The following is an 18,143-nucleotide window of genomic DNA, read 5'->3' as shown; positions in this document are numbered from 1 at the left end:
GATCGTGACCTCCTCGCTGCTGCCGACCTACGCCCGGGCCAAGGTGTCCTTCGAGCGCGGTGAGGGCGCTTGGCTTATCGCCCGAGACGGCTCGCGATACCTCGATTTCGGCGCCGGCATCGCGGTCAACTCGGTCGGCCACGGCCATCCGCACCTCGTCGCCGCGCTGACCGAGCAGGCCCAGAAGGTCTGGCACGTCTCGAATCTCTTCGAGGTGCCGGAGGCCGAGCGGCTGGCGCAGCGGCTCGTCGAGGCGAGCTTCGCCGACGTGGTGTTCTTCGCCAATTCCGGTGCGGAGGCCAACGAGGCCTGCATCAAGATGGCGCGCAAGTACCACGCCGCCGGCGGCCATCCGGAGCGCTACCGGATCGTCACCTTCGAGGGCGCCTTCCACGGCCGCACGCTCGCCACCATCGCGGCCGGCGGCCAGCAGAAGTATATCGACGGCTTCGGCCCGAAGGTCGACGGGTTCGACCAGGTGCCGTTCGGCGACCTGGAGGCCCTGAAGGCCGCGATCACGCCCGAGACCGCCGCCCTGATGATCGAGCCGATCCAGGGCGAGGGCGGCCTGCGCGTCGTCTCGCACGAGTGGCTGCGCACCCTGCGCTCGCTCTGCGACGAGCACGGCCTGATGCTGATCATGGACGAGGTCCAGACCGGCATCGGCCGCACCGGCAAGCTCTTCGCCCACGAATGGTCGGGCGTGACGCCGGACATCCTGTCCTCGGCCAAGGGCATCGGCGGCGGCTTCCCGATGGGCGCCTGCCTCGCCACCAGCGAGGCGGCCCGCGGCATGGTCGTGGGCACCCACGGCACCACCTTCGGCGGCAACCCGCTGGCCATGGCGGTGGGCAACGCCGTGCTCGACATCATCCTGGCCCCCGGCTTCCTGGAGCACGTGCGCCAGACCGGCCTGCTCCTGAAGCAGCGTCTCGCCTCCCTCAAGGACCGCCATCCCGACATCGTCGACGAGATCCGCGGCGAGGGCCTGATGATGGGCCTGCGCCTCGTGGTCACCAACACCGAGTTCGCCGCCGCTGCCCGGGACGAGCACCTGCTGGTGATCCCGGCCGGCGACAACGTCGTGCGCCTGCTGCCGCCGCTGATCATCGGCGAGGCCGAGGTGGGGGCGGCCCTGGACAAGCTGGAGGCGGCCTGCGCCGCCATGGAAACGAGGGGCCGGAGGGCCGCAGAGTGATGAACGCGCCCGTGAAGATCGCGCCGCCGCCCCGGCACTTCCTCGACCTGACCGACTTCTCCGGCCCCGAGCTGCGCACGGTGCTGGACGCCTGCGCCGAGCTGAAGCGGCGCCGGCGCAAGGGCGAGCCGCCGGCCGAACGGCCGCTCGCCGGCAAGTTTCTGGGCATGGTGTTCGACAAGCCCTCGACCCGCACTCGCGTCTCGTTCGACGTGGCGATGCGGGAGCTGGGCGGCGAGACCCTGATGCTCACCGGCCGGGAGATGCAGCTCGGCCGCGGCGAGACCGTCGCCGACACCGCCCGGGTCCTGTCGCGCTACCTCGACGCGATCATGATCCGCATCCTCGATCACGGCATGATGCTGGAACTGGCCGAGTACGCCACGATTCCGGTTATCAACGGCCTGACGAAGGACTCGCATCCCTGCCAGATCATGGCCGACGTGATGACGTTCGAGGAGCATCGCGGGCCGATCAAGGGCCGCACCGTCGCCTGGTCGGGGGATTCCAACAACGTGCTGGCCTCCTGGGCCCACGCCGCGGCCCGGTTCGACTTCAAGCTCAACGTCGCCTGCCCGCCGGAGCTGCCGGTGCCGGAGAGCCTGATCGCCCGTGCCAAGGCGGAGGGCGCGGAACTGAGCATCACCGCCGACCCGTTCGAGGCGGTGGCCGGGGCCGACGCGGTCGTGACCGATTGCTGGGTCTCGATGGGCGACGAGGACGAGGCGCACCGCCACAACCTGCTGATGCCCTACCAGGTCAATAGCCGTCTGATGGGGGCCGCCGCCAAGGACGCGGTGTTCATGCACTGCCTGCCGGCGCATCGCGGCGAGGAGGTCACCGCCGAGGTGATCGACGGGCCGCAATCGGTGGTGTTCGACGAGGCCGAGAACCGGCTCCACGCCCAGAAGGGGATCCTGGCCTGGTGCCTCGGCGCCGTCGCCTGACGAGCCGCAGGACGAAACCGATACCCTCCATCGTCATCCCGGGGCTCGCCGAAGGCGAGAACCCGGGATCCGTAGCCGCCGAGGCTTCAGACGAGGTCGGACCGCGCACCGCCACATCCGGCATCGTCACGGTTATGGATCCCGGGTTCCGCTTTCGCGGCCCCGGGATGACGGGGAGGGCGGCACAGGGCACCGAGACCAGCCAGGCAGGTCCAGAGACACAGGTTCAGAGACTTCGAACCGGGCGATAACCCCTTCGAAAACATCGCTCAGCCTCCCATATATCGGGCACGCCGGTCTCTCGCCGCGGCGTCTCCCGCCCCTCGCTCCGCCGTCTCGCTTCCCCCGGGGACACGCGCGGCGACCCGTGCGGAAGGCGCCCCGCCGGGAGACCTTCTTCCTGCACGAGTGCCGGACCCTCGTCGGACCGGCGGCGGTGAGAGCATGTCCGAGACGCCTTCCCCCTCCCAAAATCCCGACGGCCGCGACGACGCGATCCTGCCCTTCGCGGTCGAGCCCCTCGACGTGCGCGGCCGCGTCGTGCGCCTCGGCCCCTCGGTCGACACGATCCTGCGCCGGCACGGCTATCCCGACACCGTCGCGCGGCTGCTCGGCGAGGCCGCGGCGCTGACCGTGCTGCTCGGCTCCTCGCTCAAGTTCGAGGGCCGGTTCCAGCTCCAGACCAAGTCCGACGGCCCGGTCGAGATGGTGGTGGTGGATTTCGAGGCGCCCGACCGGGTGCGCGCCACCGCCCGCTTCGATGCCGGGCGCGTCGCGGCGGCGGGCCCGCGCGCCGGTACCGCCCAGCTGCTGGGCCACGGCCACCTCGCCATGACCATCGACCAGGGCTCGGCCCAGAGCCGCTACCAGGGCGTGGTGGCGCTCGAGGGCCAGGGCTTCGAGGAGGCGGCGCACCAGTATTTCCGGCAGTCGGAGCAGATCCCGACCCGGGTCCGCCTCGCCGTCGCCGAGCAGGTCGAGGGTGGGGGAGAGGGGCCCGAAAATTCCTGGCGCTCCGGCGGCATGCTGGTGCAGTTCCTGCCGCACTCGCCCGACCGCGCCCGCCTCGCCGACCTGCCGCCCGGCGACCTGCCGGAGGGGCACGCGCTGCTCGACGACAGCCGGCCGCAGGAGGACGATGCCTGGGTCGAGGCCAAGTCGCTGATCGCCACGATCGAGGATCACGAGCTCGTCGATCCCACCGTGTCGAGCGAGCGCCTGCTCTACCGTCTGTTCCACGAGCGCGGCGTGCGGGTGTTCGAGGCGCAAGGGGTGCACGAGGCCTGCCGCTGCTCGCGCGAGCGGGTGATGGGGATGGTGCGCAATTTCTCGCCCGAGGAGCGCCGCGAGATCGTCGGCGAGGACGGCCGCATCGGCATCACCTGCGAGTTCTGCTCGCGGCACTACGACCTCGACCCGGCCGAGGTCGAGGCCGAGATCGCCCGCGATCAAGGACACGGCCAGCCGGGCTGAAACCGGTCCTGCCCTACGGGAAAGCGGGTGCGGGAGGGAACCTTTCGCACCGCAACCGACTCATCATGCGCCCGAGCGTGTCGGGCGCACGAAGTCGGAGCCCACGATGTCTCGCCCCTTCCTCGCCGCCGCGTTCCTCCTCGTCGCCGGCGCCAGCGCCGGCCTGGCGCAGGATGCGAGCGGCCCCAAGAGTGGTCCAACCCCCGTGCCGGGCGCCCCCGCCACCCTCGCCAACGACCTGCGGCCGACCTTCGTCGCGCAGGAGCCGAGCGACCTCATGGCCTCGAAGATGATCGGCCAGAGCATCGTGAACGGCGCCAACGAGACGATCGGCTCGGTGGCCGACATCGTGCTCGGGCCTGACCTGGCCGTGAAGTCCTACGTCGTCGGCGTCGGCGGCTTCCTCGGCCTCGGCACCAAGTACGTCTCGGTCGCCAAGGAGGCGCTGCAGGTCTCCCGCGTCGACGACAAGACGCTGAAGGCAGTGATCAACACCGACAAGGACCAGCTGCGGGCCGCGCCGGAATACGTCTATCTCGGTCAGCAGCCCGCCAAGACGGACGCGGCCAAGACGGATGCCCAGAAGTCGGACGTCCCGGCCGCCACCGGCACCACCACGACCCAGCCGGCGCAGCAGTAAAGCCCGAGCTTGGCGGGACGGCACCGTGCATGGCACGCTGCCGTCCGGTTCACGACCGGACACCTCCCGCCATGCCGCTCGACCTCTATCTCGGCTTCGTCGCCGCGACCCTCGTCCTGATCCTGATCCCGGGACCGAACGTCGCCCTCATCGTTGCCAACAGCGTCGCCCATGGCAGCCGCTACGGCCTCGTCACCGTGGCGAGCGTCGGGGCGGCGCTCACCGTGCAGCTGGCGCTGACGGTCGCCGGCCTCTCGGCGATGCTGGCCGTGATGGCGACCTGGTTCGAGGTGCTGCGCTGGCTCGGCGTCGCCTATCTCGCCTGGCTCGCCTTCCGCGCCTGGCGGGCGCCTGCGACCGACCTCGCCCAGACCGCCCCGGAACCCCGGGCCGTCCGGGCCATCGCCCTGCGCGGCTTCCTGGTGGCGCTGACCAACCCGAAGACGCTGCTGTTCTTCGGCGCCTTCCTGCCGCAATTCGTCAGCCGCGACGCCGCACCGTTCGGGCAGCTGGTGCTGCTCGCCGCGACCTTCCTGGTGCTCGCGGTCGCCGGCGACGCGGTCTGGGCGGTGCTGGCGGGACGGGCGCGGGTCGTGCTGGCGAAAGGCCGGTGGCGCAACCGGCTGACCGGCGGACTGCTGCTCGGTGCGGGTTTGGGGCTGGCCCTGGCCCGGAAGCCGTGAGGCCGAAACAATGGTCGCTGACATCAAAAGTAGAGCGCGTCCCCCTCTCCCGTTTGGGAGAGGGGTCAGGGGATCGAAGATCCCGCGTGAGGGTGGCTCGGTTTCCGCAATGCCCCTGAACCGTAGAGCCGCGCAGCTCGACTTGGGTGTCTTATTCTGAACCCGAGCCACCCTGCGCGATCTTCGATCGCCCCTACCCCTCTCCCACACGGGAGAGGGGATCCCGCGATCAACATTTACAACGCAGTGTATTTCGAGGATCGGGAACGGCGCGTCACACTGGGCTCCACCCCGCCGCGCAATCCCGCACCAGCTGGCGCAGAAAGACTTCCCCCGCCTCCAGGGCCGCGAGCGTGATGTACTCGTCGGGCTGGTGCGCCTGGTCGATCGAGCCCGGGCCGCAGACCACGGTCGGCAGGCCGGCGAGCTGGAAGCGGCCGGCCTCGGTGGCGTAGGGCACCGTGATGGTGTGGTTGCGGCCGGCGAGCCGCAGGGCCAGGCGCTCGGCCGGGGAGCCGGGCTCGGGAGCCAGCCCCGGCACCGCCGCATCCTCCTCGGTCTCGATATGGCCGTAGGCGCCGAAGCGGTTGAGCCGCTCGCGGGTCACCCGCTCCACCTCGGTCGCGAACAGGTCCGGGATCTCGTCGCGGGGCAGGTCCGGCAGGCCGCGGAACTCCCACTGGAACTCGCAGGATTTCGGCAGGATGTTGCGGGCGGTGCCGCCGCCGATCACCCCGACATGGACCGTGGTGTAGCCCGGATCGAACCGGCCGCCGGCATCGCCCCGCGCCGCCATCTGGTCGGCGATGCGGTTCAAGCCCGCCACCAGCTCGGCCGCTGCCATCACGGCGTTGGCGCCCAGCGCCGGCTTCGAGGAATGCGCCTCGTGGCCGTGGACGGTAGTGCGGTAGGTGTAGATGCTCTTGTGGGCGTCGGCGACGTCGAGGTCGGTCGGCTCGCCGACGATCACCGCGCCGGGCCGCGGCAGATCCTTGCCGAAACGGGCGATCACGTCGGCGACGCCGAGGCAGGTCAGCTCCTCGTCGTAGGAGAGCAGGATGTGGATCGGCGTCTTGAGGTCGGCCGCCAGCATCTCCGGCACCAGGGCGAGGCAGAGCGCGTCGAAGCCCTTCATGTCGACGGCGCCGCGGCCATAGGCTTTGCCGTCGGCGACGCGCAGGGTGTAGGGGTCGCTGGTCCAGGATTGCCCGGCCACCGGCACCACGTCGGTGTGGCCCGACAGCACCACGCCGCCGTCCCGCATCGGCCCGACCGTGGCGAAGAGGGCCGCCTTGTCGCCGGCCTCGTTGGGGGCGACGACGTAGGGCACGCCCCAGGCGTCGAGGTAGTCGCGGACCCACGCGATCAGCGGCAGGTTCGACTTCTGGCTCTCGGTGTCGAAGGAGACCAGCCGGGCGAGGAGTTCGAGCGGGGTCAGGCGGGGGCCGGTCTGGGTCATCGGGGCGGGCGGTCTCACAGGGGGAAAGCTCAGGTCTTAGCCCAAGCCCGCCGCCCCCGACAGCCGCGCCGGCGCAAGGACCCCCGGACGCCGGAGCACGGCTGGACGTTAGTGCATCACCCGGCGCACATGCGGCGAGTCGAGCGAGAAGGCGGGGATCGCCGCCTCGAAGCTGCGGCCGTCCGGGGTCGCCATGGTGTAGGTGCCCTCCATCGTGCCGTCCGGCGTCGTGAGGGGGCATCCGCTGGTGTAGCTGAACGATTCGCCGGGCCCGAGCACCGGCTGCTTGCCGACCACGCCGGCGCCGCGCACCTCCTGCATCTCGCCGCGACCGTCGACGATGCGCCAGTGGCGGGAGCGCAGCTGCACCTGCTCGCTGCCGTTGTTGGTGATCTCCACCGTATAGGCGAAGAAGTAGCGTCCGCTGTCGGGCGAGGATTCCTCCTCGACGAAGCGCGGCTGCACGGACACGCTGATGCCGCGGGTCTCTGCCTTGTACATCAGGGAACCTCCGCTGGCGGCCCGCGGGCAAGCGCGACGGCCGACGGGGGTCGTGGTACGTCCGGCCTTCCGGATCGTCAATCACCGGCGACCAGGGTCGGTAATCCTGCACGAGGCGCGCCCATCCCCACCATGAGGTTTCTTCGCTCGTCCACAACCCTCGCGGGGCTTCTCGCCGCCACAGGCCTGGCGGCCCGCGCCGACAAGGCCGCCCTCGTCCTGCTCGCCCTCTGGTGCGGGCTGGCGCTCGTCGCGGCGCGGCGCGAGGGGGCGGGGGAGACGCCCTGGATCCGCCTCGCCCTTTCCCTCGCGCTCGCCTGGCGGGCGCCCGGCGGGCCGGCGGCGGCCCTCGTCGCGAGCCTGCTCCTCGAGATCGCGGTGGCGCGGCTGACCGAGCACGCCGCCGCCCGGACCGGGACCGCGCTCCCCGGCCCCGACCTGCACTCGCTGATCCTCGCCGGCGGGCCGGGGGCCGACCTCGTCGCCGCCCTCGGCTTCGCCGCCCTGATCCAGTGGCCGGAGACGCTGCCGCTGGTCGCTAGTGCGCTCGCCGGCCTCACCGCCATGGGGGCAATCGCCCGGGCGAGCCTCGCGGCCGCGGTGGTCCGCGGTGTCCGCGACGAGGCGTGAGGCTCTTCACCTCGTCGAAACCCTGGCCTACGACAATACGCTATCGCGGATGGACGGGTCATGGTGAAGCTCGAGGACGGGATTCAATCGGCGGAGGCCATCGCGGCGCTCGCCGGCGCCGGGGTGATCCGGCCAGCCAGCCCCTTCGCGGACGACCAGATCCAGCCGGCGAGCCTCGACCTGCGGCTGGGCGCCCGGGCCTGGCGGGTGCGCGCGAGCTTCCTGCCGGGGCGCACCCGCGACGTCGCCGCCTGCCTCGCCAAGCTGAAGCTGCACGAGATCGACCTGCGCCAGGGCGCGGTGCTGGAGACCGGCTGCGTCTACATCGCCGAGTTGCAGGAGGGCCTGGCCCTGCCGCCGGACCTCGCTGCCAGCGCGAACCCCAAAAGCTCGACCGGGCGCATCGACGTGTTCACCCGGGTCATCACCGACCAGGCGCGGGAATTCGACATGGTCGAGGCCGGCTATGCCGGCCCGCTCTTCGCCGAGATCTCGCCGCGGACCTTCCCGGTGCTGGTGCGCACCGGCTCGCGGCTGTCGCAGCTGCGCTTCCGCCGCGGCGCGGTGCGCCTCGACGACGCCGCGCTCGCCCGCCTGCATGCGGCGACGCCGCTGGTCGATGCCGCCGATCCCTCGTTCCAGGGCGGAGTCGCGGTCTCGGTCGACCTCTCGGGCTTCGACGGGCTGATCGGCTACCGCGCCAAGCGCCATACCGGCCTCGTCGACGTCGACCGGCCCCGCACCTACCCGGCCTCCGAGTTCTGGGAGCCCCTGCGGACCGACGGCTCCGGCACCCTGATCCTCGATCCGGGCCAGTTCTACATCCTGGCCTCGAAGGAGTCGGTGCAGGTGCCGCCGGACTTCGCCGCCGAGATGGTGCCGTTCGATCCGCTCGTCGGCGAGTTCCGGGTCCATTACGCGGGCTTCTTCGATCCCGGCTTCGGCCATGCCGAGGCCGGCGGCACCGGCGCCCGCGCGGTGCTGGAGGTGCGCTCCCGCGACGTGCCGTTCATGCTGGAGGACGGCCAGATCGTCGGCCGCCTCGTCTACGAGCGCATGGCCCAGCGCCCGGCCGCCCTCTACGGGAGCGCGGCCGGCTCGAACTACCAGGCGCAAGGGCTGAAGCTCTCGAAGCACTTCGTGTGACGAGCGCGGTCGGATCGTGCTCGAAAACGGCTGTTGGTTCAGAACCCAAGCCTCCGGCGAGGAACGCCAGAGCCGAGAGCACGATCACCCCCCGATGAGCGACATCGACGCGACGCCGGGCCACCTGCTCCGCCGCCTGCGCCGGATCGCGACGGCTTGGTTCGCCGAGGAATGTGCCACCTTCGGGCTGACCTCGGTCCAGTACGCCGCGCTGACGGCGATCCGCGAGAATCCCGGGGTCGACGCGACCCGGCCGGCCTCCCTCATCGCCTTCGACCGCTCGACCCTCGGCAGCGTGCTGGAGCGGCTGGCGGCGAAGGGCTGGGTCCTGCGCAGCCCGAGCCCGCGAGACAAGGTCGCCGTCCGGTGCCCAGGCGCTGCGCGACGTGGAGCCGGCGGTGGCCCGCGTCCCGCAGCGGCTCCTGGCGCCCCTCGATCCCGGGGCGCGGGCCGGGATGGTCCGGCTGCTGGCGCAGCTCGTCGGCCTTCGTCGGCATGTCGGGGGTGACGGCGCGGAACGGAATTCCGCGGGCTGTCGGCAACTCGACGACAGGCGAACCGCGAGCTTCTCCTCGCCCCGCAGGACTGTCCGGGGAAAACCCCTTTTAGAATTAGGCGCGTCTCCCCTCTCCCACGCGGGAGGGGGAGACGCGCCATATCATTGTGTCCGGACAGGGCCGCTCTAACCCACGGATAGAGGAGAAACCTGGGCCTCTATCGTCCCTCGGGGTACGAACCGGCGGACCCGCGCCGTTCCTCACGCCGCCTTCACCTGCCCGAGGAAGCGCGTCACCTCGTGCCGCAGCATCTCCGACTGCCGCGACAGCTCCTGCGCGGCATCCAGGACCTGGGACGCGGCGGCGCTGGTCTGGCCGGCGCCGTCGCGGACTCCGGCGATGTTGCCGGTGACCTGCTCGGTGCCGCGGGCCGCCTGCTGCACGTTGCGGGTGATCTCCTGCACCGCGCTGCCCTGCTCCTCCATCGCCGCCGCGATGGTGGCGGCGTAGGTCGACAGGTCCTCGATCACCTTGGCGATCTGGCGGATGTCGGTCACGGTCTCGCGGGTCGCGTCCTGGATCTCGCCGATCCGGGCGCCGATCTCGTCGGTGGCCTTGCCGGTCTGGCCGGCGAGCTCCTTGACCTCCGCCGCCACCACCGCGAAGCCGCGGCCCGCCGCGCCCGCGCGCGCCGCCTCGATCGTGGCGTTGAGCGCGAGCAGGTTGGTCTGGCTGGCGATGCTCGACACGGTGGCGACGAAGTCGCCGATCCGCTCCGCCGTCCCGGCGAGGCGCTGCACCGTCGCGTTGGTGCGCGCCGCGTCCTCCACGGCGCGGGCGGCGATACGGGACGACTGGGCGACCTGCTGGGCGATCTCCTGGATCGAGGCGGTCATCTCCTCGCTCGCCGCCGCGACCGTCTGGACGTTGGAGGAGGTCTGCGAGGCGGCGCCCGCCACCGTGACGGTCTGGCGGGTCGTCTCCTCGGCCACGCCCGTCATGGCGCGCGCGGTCGCCTCCATCTCGGTGGCGGCACCGGCGAGGCCGGCGGTGAGGCCCGACACGGTCCGCTCGAAGTCCCGCGCCAGGTCGTCGACGAGGCGGGCGCGGCGCATCCGGGCCTCGTCCTCGGCAGCCTGGGCGGCGGCGAGCCGCTCCGCCTCGATGGCGTTCCGGCGAAACACCTCGACGGCCTGCGCCATGGCGCCGACCTCGTCGCCGCGCTCGAGGCCGGCGACCACGATCGTCTTGTCGCCCTGCGCCAGCCGCTGCATCAGCGCCGCCATCGCCCGCAGCGGCAAGGCGAGGGTGCGCGAGACCATGAGGGCCATCACGGCGGCGATCAGCAGGCTCGCGGCGACCCCGGCCAGGTTCAGCAGGTCGGCGAGCTGGAAGGTGCGCGCCTGCGCGCGGCCGCGCTCGTCCATCAGCGCGCGCTCGACGGCCCGGAACTCGGACGCCGTCTCGCGCAGGGCGTCCATCGCCGCCTTGCCGACTCCCTTGACGGCAATGGTGCGGGCCTGGTCGCGGGTCGCCGCATCGCCCATCAGGGCGACCTCCTTCTCGGCAACATCCTGCATCCAATGCTTCGCATGCCGGTCGAGCGTGTCGAGGCGGGCCTGCTGCGCCGGGTTGTCGGCTGTCAGGCGCTTGGCCTCGGTGATGGCGGCCCGATAGGTCTGCTGCCCCTGACGGTAGGGGGCGAGGAACGACGGATCGGCCGCCAGCAGATAGCCGCGCACGCCCGTTTCCTGGTTGAGCATCCCGGCCAGGGCGTCGTCGACGGCGTGAAGTACCGCCTGCGTGTGCTCGGTCCAGTAGTTCCGCTCCTCGATCGACTGGAAGCTCCAATAGTTCAGGGCGTTGACCGTCAGGGTGACGGCCACCAGGCTGCCGAACGCGATGGCCAGCTTGGGAACGATCTTGAGATTGTTGAGCGCGCGCATCGGCCTGCTCGGCAAGACAGCCCCCGGGAGAGCTGGCGGTGAATCGGTGACGCAGATCTGCGTTCACTGAACCTTACAGTCAGGCGTTAATACCCAATCACTGTTGACAATTTTTTACCCGGCTAACCGTTAAGGAGCACGTTTCGTCAATTACAGATTGTGACGATGATGCTGCGTCATCGCTGCGTCAGGCCGCGCGAATACCTCGGCACCCTGTCGACGGACTGCAGCCTCCTCAACGGAGCCTCTGGCTCGGCTCATGATCCGCTCCCCGCCCGGCTCGTTCCGACATCGATAAGGCGCGGGATCCCCCCTCCCGTGTGGGAGAGGGGTAGGGGTGAGGGTGCTACGGTTCTGAGTCGAACTCGGACTGTTCCGCTGCCGGCACCGCGGACACAACTTTACACGGAAGCGCGGTACACTCACCTTCGGCCACGCTTCCCCACGGGAGAGGGGAGATAAGCTTCATGTTGACTTGGACGAACCAAGCGGAAGCTGGGGTGAGAATCGGCCGCCGCGTGTCCGGTGCATTCCACGACACGATGGGACGGGCGCCGGGCCGCCAAGACGCGACGGCCCCGCTTACACGCAAGCCTTGCACGGCCCAAACCTGCCCTCCGTCAGCCCGCGGCAGCCTGGTCGAGCAGCCACACCGTCTCCCCGCGGGCCCGGGCCCGGCCGGAGGGCAGATCCTCGCCGGCGGCGAGACGCACGAGCGGCGCCCGCTTGCCCGCGCCGGTGACCAGGAACAGGATCAGCGGCGTCGCTCCGAGCGCCGGCAGGGTCAGGCTCACCCGCGGGACGAAGGGGGCGAGGCCGGCCTCCGGCACCGCCACGACCCAGGCCTCGCCCTCCCGCGCCTCGGGCTTGCCCGGGAACAGCGAGGCGGTGTGGCCGTCCTCGCCGAGGCCGAGGAGCACGAGGTCGAAGAGCGGCCGGTCCGGATCGAGCCGGTCTGCGCCGTACCAGGCCCTCAGCTCCGCCGCATAGGCCTCCGCGCAGGCCGGCACGTCGCGGTCGGTCGGGATCGGGTGCAGGTGGCCGTCGGGCACGAGGTCACCGAACGCTTCCTCGGCCAGGCGCCGGTTGCTGCCGGCCTCGGGCCCGTCGCCGACGCGCTCGTCGCCGAAGAACCAGTGCAGGCGCTCCCAGGGGAGGCGGTCGCGGAAGTCCGGCCCGGCGAGCAGCCGGTAGAGCAGCTTCGGGGTCGAGCCGCCCGCCAGGCAGAGTCCGATCCGCCCCTGCTTGGCGGAGGCCACGGCGACCAGCCGCTCGGCCGCCGCCCGGGCGACCGCGTCGGCATCGGGCAGGATGCGGGATCCGGGGGGGAGGGCGCTCACGACCCGTGCTCCAGCGAGCGCCAGTCCCGTCCGTCGCGGGTCAGGAGGTCGCGGGCTTGCCTCGGCCCGGCGCTGCCCGCCTCGTAGGGGAGGGCGGCGAGTTCGCCCTTTTCCGCCGCGTCGAGGATCGGCTGGACGATGCGCCAGCCGGCCTCGATCATGTCGGCGCGCTGGAACAAAGTCGGATCGCCGATCATCGCGTCGTAGATCAGCGTCTCGTAGCCGGTGCTGGGCTCGGTCTTGAAGTAGTCCTTGTAGCAGAACCGCATGTCGACGCTGCCCAGCCGCACCGCCGGGCCCGGCACCTTGGCGCCGAATTGCAGCGAGATGCCCTCGTCGGGCTGCAACTGCAGCACCAGCCAGTTCGGCACGTCCTCGCGCACGTTGGTGCCCTTGAACAGCGACAGCGGCGCCTGCTTGAACCGGATCGCGATCTCGGTGTCGCGCCGGGTCATCGCCTTGCCGGTGCGCAGATAGAACGGCACCCCGGCCCAGCGCCAGTTGTCGATGCCGAGCTTCAGGGCCACGAAGGTCTCGGTGCCGCTGTCCGGCGCGACGTCGGGCTCCTCGCGGTAGTCCTTCACGGCCTTGCCGTTGACGGTGCCGGCGGTGTAGCGGCCCCGCACCACGTCCTCGACTCTGGCCGAGGGGGTGGCGAGCAGCACCTCCTCCTTCTTGTCGCGCACGGCCTCGGCCTCGAACGAGATCGGCGGCTCCATCGCGACGAGCGTGTAGAGCTGGAACAGGTGGTTCGGCACCATGTCGCGGAGCGCGCCGGTGGCCTCGTAGAACTTCCCCCGCCCCTCGACGCCGACGGTCTCGGCGACGGTGATCTGGACGTGGTCGATGTGGTCCCGGTTCCACAAGGGCTCGAACAGGCCGTTGCCGAACCGGAACGCCATGATGTTCTGCACCGTCTCCTTGCCGAGGAAGTGGTCGATGCGGAAGATCTGGTCCTCGGACAGGACCTTCAGGATGTCGGCGTCGAGCTTTTCCGCCGAGGGCAGGTCGTGGCCGAACGGCTTCTCGATGATGACCCGGCGCCAGCTATCCTCACCCTCCTCGGTCAGGCCCGCCTCGCCGAGCTTGGCGATCGTCGGCCCGAACAGGCTGGCGGCGACCGCGAGGTAGAACAGGACGTTGCCGCCGCTCTCCTGGCCCGACACCTCGGCGATGGCGCCCTTCAGCTCGGCGAAGAAGCCTGAATCCGAGAGGTCGCCCGAGCGGTAATGGACGCGCCCGACGAGGTCGTTCCACACGCCCTCGTCGAAGGAGCCGCCGCCGGCCTCGCCGCCCTTGGCGGTGATGAAGCCGCGCACGGTCTCGCTCAGCTCGGCGCGAAACTCCTCCGACGACATCTCCGTGCGGCTGACGCCGATGACGGAAAAATCCTTCGGCAGCAGGCCCCAGCGACCGAGATTGTAGAGCGCCGGCATCAGGAGCCGGTGGGTGAGGTCGCCGGTCGCCCCGAAGATCACCAGGGTGCAGGCGGGCGGGGGCGCGGCCCCCTCGGCCATGGCGCTCGTCATTTCGGCTCCTGGTGGCCGCCGAAGCCCTTGCGCATCGCCGAGAGCAGCTTGTCGGCGTAGGTCGCGCTCTGGCGCGAGCGGAAGCGGGCGTAGAGCGCGGCCGACAGCACGTGGGCCGGCACGGCCTCCTCGATCGCGGCGTTCAGCGTCCAGCGGCCCTCGCCCGAATCGGCGACGTGGCCCGAGAAGGCGTCGAGGTTCTCGTCGCCGGCGAGCGCGGTCGCGGTGAGGTCGAGGAGCCAGGACGAGACCACGCTGCCCCGGCGCCACACTTCCGCGATGTCGCCGATGTTGAGGTCGAAGCGCTGCGCCTCCGGCAGTTCGGTCGAGTTGGCGTGCTTGAGGATGTCGAAGCCCTCGGCATAGGCCTGCATCAGGCCGTACTCGATGCCGTTATGGATCATCTTGACGAAGTGGCCGGCGCCGCTCGGGCCGGCATGGATGTAGCCGTGCTCGGCGCGGGCGTCCCGGCCGGCGCGGCCCGGGGTGCGCGGCACATCGCCGAGGCCGGGGGCGAGGGTCGAGAAGATCGGGTCGAGCCGGTCGACCGCCGCCTTGTGGCCGCCGATCATCATGCAGTAGCCGCGCTCCAGCCCCCAGACGCCGCCGGAGGTGCCGACATCGACGTAGTGCAGGCCCTTCTCGTCGAGCACGGCCGCGCGGCGGATGTCGTCCTTGTAGAACGAGTTGCCGCCGTCGATGATGACGTCGTCGGGCTGCATCAGCCCGGCGATCTTCATCACCGTCACCTCGGTCGGGTCGCCCGCCGGCAGCATCACCCAGGCGGTGCGCGGCACCTCGAGCTTCGCGACGAAGTCCTCGAGGCTGTCGGCGCCGACCGCGCCCTCCTGCACCAGGGCCGCCACGGCCTTGGGATCCTGGTCGAACACCACGGCGGTGTGTCCGTTGCGCAGGAGCCGCCGGACGATGTTGCCGCCCATCCGACCGAGACCGACCATGCCGAGTTGCATCGCGTCACTCCTCGCCGGCGAGGCCGGGGCCGGCGGCCCGTGGGCGTGGGGCCCGTTGTCTTGTGTCTCTTACGCGGTCCCCCTCTCCCGTGTGGGAGAGGGGTTAGGGGTGAGGGTGGCTCGGGTTCCGCAATGATCCTGAACCGTCGAGCTGCGCAGTTCCACGCTCGGCGCTTCACACGGATGCGCGCCACCCTCACCCCCGACCCCTCTCCCAAACGGGAGAGGGGAGAGATCGCGATCCAACCTCTAACTAAGGGCCGCCTTCAGCCGGTCGAGCCCCTTGCCCACATCGCCCTTGATGTGGACCCGCAGGGCCCGGCGGCCACGCTCGGAGAGCACGCCGAAATCGCCCCGGGCCTGCGCGGCGATCACGGTCGCGAAGCCGAGGCTGCGGCCGGGGATGGCGAGGTCGGGGGCCTCCGAGGTGATCTGGAGGAAGACGCCGCTGTCGGGCCCGCCCTTGTAGGCCTGGCCGGTCGAGTGCAGGAAGCGCGGCCCGAACTCGGCGCAGGTCGCGACGTGCCTGGCCTCGCGCAGGGCCACGCGGGCCTCCTGGAGCGGTTTCAGGTGCTCCGGGTTGCGGGTGACGTAGGCGAGCAGCGCGACGTAGTCGCCGGCCGAGACCCGGCCGATCTGCGCCTTGATCCAGCTCTCCGGGTCCGCGCCGGCGCCGGCCTTGCGCAGGGCGTCGGCATTCGTCGGGTCGGTGTAGAGGGCGAAGGTCTCGTCCTCCGCCACCGGCGTCTCGGCCGGCAGGGCGCCGTTCGTCTCGGCGGCGGAGAAGAGCTCGCGGGTCTTGACCTTGCTCGCCTCGACGTCGGGCTGGTCGAACGGGTTGATGCCGAGCACCGCGCCCGCCACCGCCGTGGCGATCTCGAAGCGGAAGAATTCCTGCGGCAGGCTCGCCTTCGAGGCGAGCGCGATCCGCACGACCGGGTGGCCGGCCGCCTCCAGCGCCTTGACGGCGGAATCCTGCGCGGGATCGGCGCCCTCGTCGAGGCGGAGATAGACGAAGAACCGGTCCTTGCCGTAGGCGGCCGGCGCCGCGAGCGGCTCGTTGTCGATCGGGATGAGGCCCTTGCCCTCCTTCCCGGTCGACTCGGCGATCAGCTGCTCGGCCCAGGCGCCGAAGGTGTCGATGCCCGGCGAGGCGATCAGCGTGACCTTGTCGCGGCCCTCGGCCGTCGCCGCGATGCCCATCGCGAGGCCGAGCTGCACGCCGGGATTCAGGTCCGGCGGCACGTCGGAGCCGCAGGAGCGCACCATGGTGCGGGCGCTCGCCAGGAAGCCCGCGACGTCGAGGCCCATGGCGGCGGCCGGCACCAGCCCGAAGGCCGAGAGCACCGAGTAGCGCCCGCCGATCTGCGGCACGCCGTAGAAGATGCGCCGGAAGCCGTCGTCCTTGGCCGCCTTCTCCATCGCCGAGCCCGGATCGGTCACGGCGACGAAGTGCCGGCCGGCCTTCTCATCCCCGACCACGTCGCGCATCCGGCCGAGGAAGTAATCGCGGAAGACGTTGGGCTCGAGGGTGGAGCCCGACTTCGAGGCGACGATGAACAGGGTGCGCTCGAGGGTCACCGCCGCCTCGACCGCCCGGACCTCGTCCGGATCGGTCGAATCGAGGATGCGCAGGCGCGGGAAGCCGGCTTGCGGCCCGTAGGTCTCGGCGAGCACCTCCGGCCCGAGGCTGGAGCCGCCCATGCCGAGCACCACCACGTCGGTGAAGCCCTCCCGCTTCACTTCCGTAGCGAAGGCGGCGTACTCGGCGGTCTTCTTCGCTTCGTCCTCGACGATGGTGAGCCAGCCGAGCCACTTCGCCTCGTCGGCGCCGCTCCACACCTTGGCGTCGCGCTGCCACAGGCGGCGCACCAGCCCGTCCTTGCGCCAGGTCTCGATCGCCGTCTTCAGCGGCGCGTCGAGGCTGCCGAGCGCGAGCGCCTGCCGGTCGAGGCCGTGATCGAGGAACTTCTCGCGCTTGCCGGCGACGGCGCCCAGCACCTTGTCGGCGGCGTCGACGAAGAGCTGCACGCCCTCCTCGACGAGCTGGCGCGCCACGGCGTCGAGGTCGATCCCGGTCTTGGCGAGGTGGGCGAGCACCCGCTCGGCCTCGTCGACGCCCTCTTCCAGGCTCGCCCGCACCTTTCCGTGATCGCGGAAGGCGTCCATCGTCGCCGGCGGGATGGTGTTGACCGTGTTGGGACCGATCAGCTCCTCGACGTAGAGCACGTCGGAATAGGCCTTGTTCTTGACGCCGGTGGAGGCCCAGAGCAGGCGCTGCGGATGGGCGCCCTTGGCGGCGAGCTTCTGCCAGCGCTCGCCGGCGAACAGGCGCTTGTAGCGCCGATAGGCGAGCTTGGCGTTGGCGATCGCGACCTTGCCCTTCAGGCCCTCCAAAGCCGCCTTCTCGTCCGGATCGTTGGCCGCGGCGATTTTTTCGTCCAGCAGCTTGTCCACCGCCGCGTCGATGCGGCTGATGAAGAAGCTCGCGACGCTCGCGACCCGACCGATGTCGCCGCCGCTCGCCGCGAAGTGTTCCAGACCCTCGATATAGGCGTTCGCCACCTGCTCGTAGGCGTCCTGCGCGAAGAGCAGCGTGACGTTGATGTTGATGCCGTCGGCGGTGAGGTCGCGGATCGCCGGGATGCCCTCGGGCGTGGCCGGTACCTTCACCATCAGGTTGTCGCGGGCCACCGCCTTGTGCAGGCGGCGGGCCTCGGCGAGGGTCTCGGCGGTGTCGAGGGCGAGATAGGGCGACACTTCCAGGCTGACGAAGCCGTCCTGCCCGCCGCTGGCCTCGTAGACCGGGCGCAGCACGTCCGCCGCGGCCTGAATGTCGGCGATGGCCAGCCCCTCGTAGAGGTCGATCACCCGCTCGTCGCCCGCGGCCTTCAGAGCGTCGTCGTACTCGTCGGAATGGCCGATCGCCTTCTCGAAGATCGCCGGGTTCGAGGTCACGCCGCGCAGGCCGTCCTCGTCGACCAGGCGCTTGAGCCCACCCTCCTGAACGAAGCCCCGGGCCACGAAATCGAGCCAGACGGCTTGGTCCTGTTCGGCGTGCAGCTTCTTGAGCGGGTTCATGCCTGCAGTCTCCGCGTGTTTGCCGCAGATGTGGCCCGCAGGCGGGTGATGTCCAGGGGGAGGGCCGAGGGAAGCTTGGCCTTGAGGCCGAAAACGACGCCC

Annotated in this window: 15 protein-coding genes; 8 read left to right on the top strand and 7 right to left on the bottom strand. The window is 70.9% G+C overall.

What is annotated here, in order from left to right:
* Positions 1 to 4: 4 nt before the first annotated feature.
* From DK412_RS27310 to DK412_RS27290, 5 genes are all read left to right on the top strand, one after another.
* Positions 5 to 1,198: an aspartate aminotransferase family protein gene (locus tag DK412_RS27310; RefSeq protein WP_109974541.1), complete on the top strand. Its 1,194-nt coding sequence runs from the start codon at positions 5 to 7 to the stop codon at positions 1,196 to 1,198.
* Entirely contained in the window at positions 1,198 to 2,145 is a 948-nt protein-coding gene (gene argF, locus DK412_RS27305; RefSeq protein ID WP_109974540.1) for an ornithine carbamoyltransferase, read from the top strand. Before DK412_RS27310 ends, argF begins: the two co-directional genes overlap by 1 nt.
* 444 nt (positions 2,146 to 2,589) lie before the next feature.
* On the top strand, positions 2,590 to 3,618 hold the full coding sequence (locus DK412_RS27300; RefSeq protein WP_109974539.1) for an Hsp33 family molecular chaperone: 1,029 nt from the start codon (positions 2,590 to 2,592) through the stop codon (positions 3,616 to 3,618).
* A 106-nt stretch (positions 3,619 to 3,724) separates the two neighbouring features.
* Positions 3,725 to 4,258, top strand: coding sequence for a PRC-barrel domain-containing protein (locus tag DK412_RS27295; RefSeq protein ID WP_109974538.1), 534 nt, complete (start codon positions 3,725 to 3,727; stop codon positions 4,256 to 4,258).
* Positions 4,259 to 4,329: 71 nt separating this feature from the next.
* Entirely contained in the window at positions 4,330 to 4,941 is a 612-nt protein-coding gene (locus DK412_RS27290) for a LysE family translocator (RefSeq protein ID WP_109974537.1), read from the top strand.
* Positions 4,942 to 5,215: 274 nt separating this feature from the next.
* On the opposite strand, the gene argE is transcribed toward DK412_RS27290, so the two are convergent.
* Both argE and apaG read right to left on the bottom strand, forming a co-directional pair.
* Entirely contained in the window at positions 5,216 to 6,400 is a 1,185-nt protein-coding gene (gene argE / locus DK412_RS27285; RefSeq protein ID WP_109974536.1) for an acetylornithine deacetylase, read from the bottom strand.
* A 108-nt stretch (positions 6,401 to 6,508) separates the two neighbouring features.
* Positions 6,509 to 6,901, bottom strand: coding sequence for a Co2+/Mg2+ efflux protein ApaG (gene apaG / locus DK412_RS27280; protein WP_093567895.1), 393 nt, complete (start codon positions 6,899 to 6,901; stop codon positions 6,509 to 6,511).
* Positions 6,902 to 7,033: 132 nt separating this feature from the next.
* On the opposite strand from apaG, the gene DK412_RS27275 reads away from it, so the two are divergent.
* The 3 genes from DK412_RS27275 to DK412_RS27265 all read left to right on the top strand — a co-directional run bounded on the left by DK412_RS27275 (position 7,034) and on the right by DK412_RS27265 (position 9,185).
* Positions 7,034 to 7,531 carry a hypothetical protein gene (locus tag DK412_RS27275; RefSeq protein WP_109974535.1) on the top strand — a complete coding sequence of 166 codons (498 nt, stop codon included), beginning with the start codon at positions 7,034 to 7,036 and terminating at the stop codon, positions 7,529 to 7,531.
* A 60-nt stretch (positions 7,532 to 7,591) separates the two neighbouring features.
* A complete protein-coding gene (locus tag DK412_RS27270; protein ID WP_109974534.1) occupies positions 7,592 to 8,677 on the top strand; it encodes a 2'-deoxycytidine 5'-triphosphate deaminase in 1,086 nt (361 codons plus the stop codon).
* A 94-nt stretch (positions 8,678 to 8,771) separates the two neighbouring features.
* A complete protein-coding gene (locus DK412_RS27265) occupies positions 8,772 to 9,185 on the top strand; it encodes a MarR family transcriptional regulator (protein ID WP_245447320.1) in 414 nt (137 codons plus the stop codon).
* A gap of 249 nt (positions 9,186 to 9,434) precedes the next feature.
* Here the strand turns inward: DK412_RS27265 and DK412_RS27260 are convergent, their stop codons facing one another.
* The 5 genes from DK412_RS27260 to DK412_RS27240 all read right to left on the bottom strand — a co-directional run bounded on the left by DK412_RS27260 (position 9,435) and on the right by DK412_RS27240 (position 18,041).
* On the bottom strand, positions 9,435 to 11,120 hold the full coding sequence (locus DK412_RS27260; protein WP_109974533.1) for a CHASE3 domain-containing protein: 1,686 nt from the start codon (positions 11,118 to 11,120) through the stop codon (positions 9,435 to 9,437).
* Between the two features lie 620 nt (positions 11,121 to 11,740).
* A complete protein-coding gene (gene pgl, locus DK412_RS27255; protein ID WP_109974532.1) occupies positions 11,741 to 12,460 on the bottom strand; it encodes a 6-phosphogluconolactonase in 720 nt (239 codons plus the stop codon).
* Entirely contained in the window at positions 12,457 to 13,989 is a 1,533-nt protein-coding gene (gene zwf, locus DK412_RS27250) for a glucose-6-phosphate dehydrogenase (RefSeq protein ID WP_109974531.1), read from the bottom strand. Before zwf ends, pgl begins: the two co-directional genes overlap by 4 nt.
* Positions 13,986 to 14,960 carry a phosphogluconate dehydrogenase (NAD(+)-dependent, decarboxylating) gene (gene gnd, locus DK412_RS27245; RefSeq protein WP_109974530.1) on the bottom strand — a complete coding sequence of 325 codons (975 nt, stop codon included), beginning with the start codon at positions 14,958 to 14,960 and terminating at the stop codon, positions 13,986 to 13,988. Before gnd ends, zwf begins: the two co-directional genes overlap by 4 nt.
* Before the next feature lie 249 nt (positions 14,961 to 15,209).
* On the bottom strand, positions 15,210 to 18,041 hold the full coding sequence (locus DK412_RS27240; protein ID WP_109974529.1) for a bifunctional transaldolase/phosoglucose isomerase: 2,832 nt from the start codon (positions 18,039 to 18,041) through the stop codon (positions 15,210 to 15,212).
* Positions 18,042 to 18,143: the final 102 nt, after the last annotated feature.

This window comes from Methylobacterium sp. 17Sr1-1 (genome assembly GCF_003173775.1).
In the GTDB taxonomy this organism is placed as follows: Bacteria; Pseudomonadota; Alphaproteobacteria; order Rhizobiales; family Beijerinckiaceae; genus Methylobacterium.
The sequence above is the reverse complement of the archived record's forward strand: the minus strand, read 5'-3'. Positions and strand labels throughout refer to the sequence as shown.

What these genes read in the sequence shown, in the direction of transcription:
- argF (WP_109974540.1), top strand. Translation starts at nt 1,198, where the DNA reads ATGAACGCGCCCGTGAAGATCGCGCCGCCGCCCCGGCACTTCCTCGAC.
- DK412_RS27295 (WP_109974538.1), top strand. Translation starts at nt 3,725, where the DNA reads ATGTCTCGCCCCTTCCTCGCCGCCGCGTTCCTCCTCGTCGCCGGCGCC.
- DK412_RS27270 (WP_109974534.1), top strand. Translation starts at nt 7,592, where the DNA reads ATGGTGAAGCTCGAGGACGGGATTCAATCGGCGGAGGCCATCGCGGCG.
- gnd (WP_109974530.1), bottom strand. Translation starts at nt 14,960, where the DNA reads ATGCAACTCGGCATGGTCGGTCTCGGTCGGATGGGCGGCAACATCGTC.
- argE (WP_109974536.1), bottom strand. Translation starts at nt 6,400, where the DNA reads ATGACCCAGACCGGCCCCCGCCTGACCCCGCTCGAACTCCTCGCCCGG.
- DK412_RS27290 (WP_109974537.1), top strand. Translation starts at nt 4,330, where the DNA reads ATGCCGCTCGACCTCTATCTCGGCTTCGTCGCCGCGACCCTCGTCCTG.
- DK412_RS27260 (WP_109974533.1), bottom strand. Translation starts at nt 11,120, where the DNA reads ATGCGCGCGCTCAACAATCTCAAGATCGTTCCCAAGCTGGCCATCGCG.
- DK412_RS27240 (WP_109974529.1), bottom strand. Translation starts at nt 18,041, where the DNA reads ATGAACCCGCTCAAGAAGCTGCACGCCGAACAGGACCAAGCCGTCTGG.
- DK412_RS27275 (WP_109974535.1), top strand. Translation starts at nt 7,034, where the DNA reads ATGAGGTTTCTTCGCTCGTCCACAACCCTCGCGGGGCTTCTCGCCGCC.
- apaG (WP_093567895.1), bottom strand. Translation starts at nt 6,901, where the DNA reads ATGTACAAGGCAGAGACCCGCGGCATCAGCGTGTCCGTGCAGCCGCGC.
- DK412_RS27300 (WP_109974539.1), top strand. Translation starts at nt 2,590, where the DNA reads ATGTCCGAGACGCCTTCCCCCTCCCAAAATCCCGACGGCCGCGACGAC.
- DK412_RS27265 (WP_245447320.1), top strand. Translation starts at nt 8,772, where the DNA reads ATGAGCGACATCGACGCGACGCCGGGCCACCTGCTCCGCCGCCTGCGC.
- zwf (WP_109974531.1), bottom strand. Translation starts at nt 13,989, where the DNA reads ATGACGAGCGCCATGGCCGAGGGGGCCGCGCCCCCGCCCGCCTGCACC.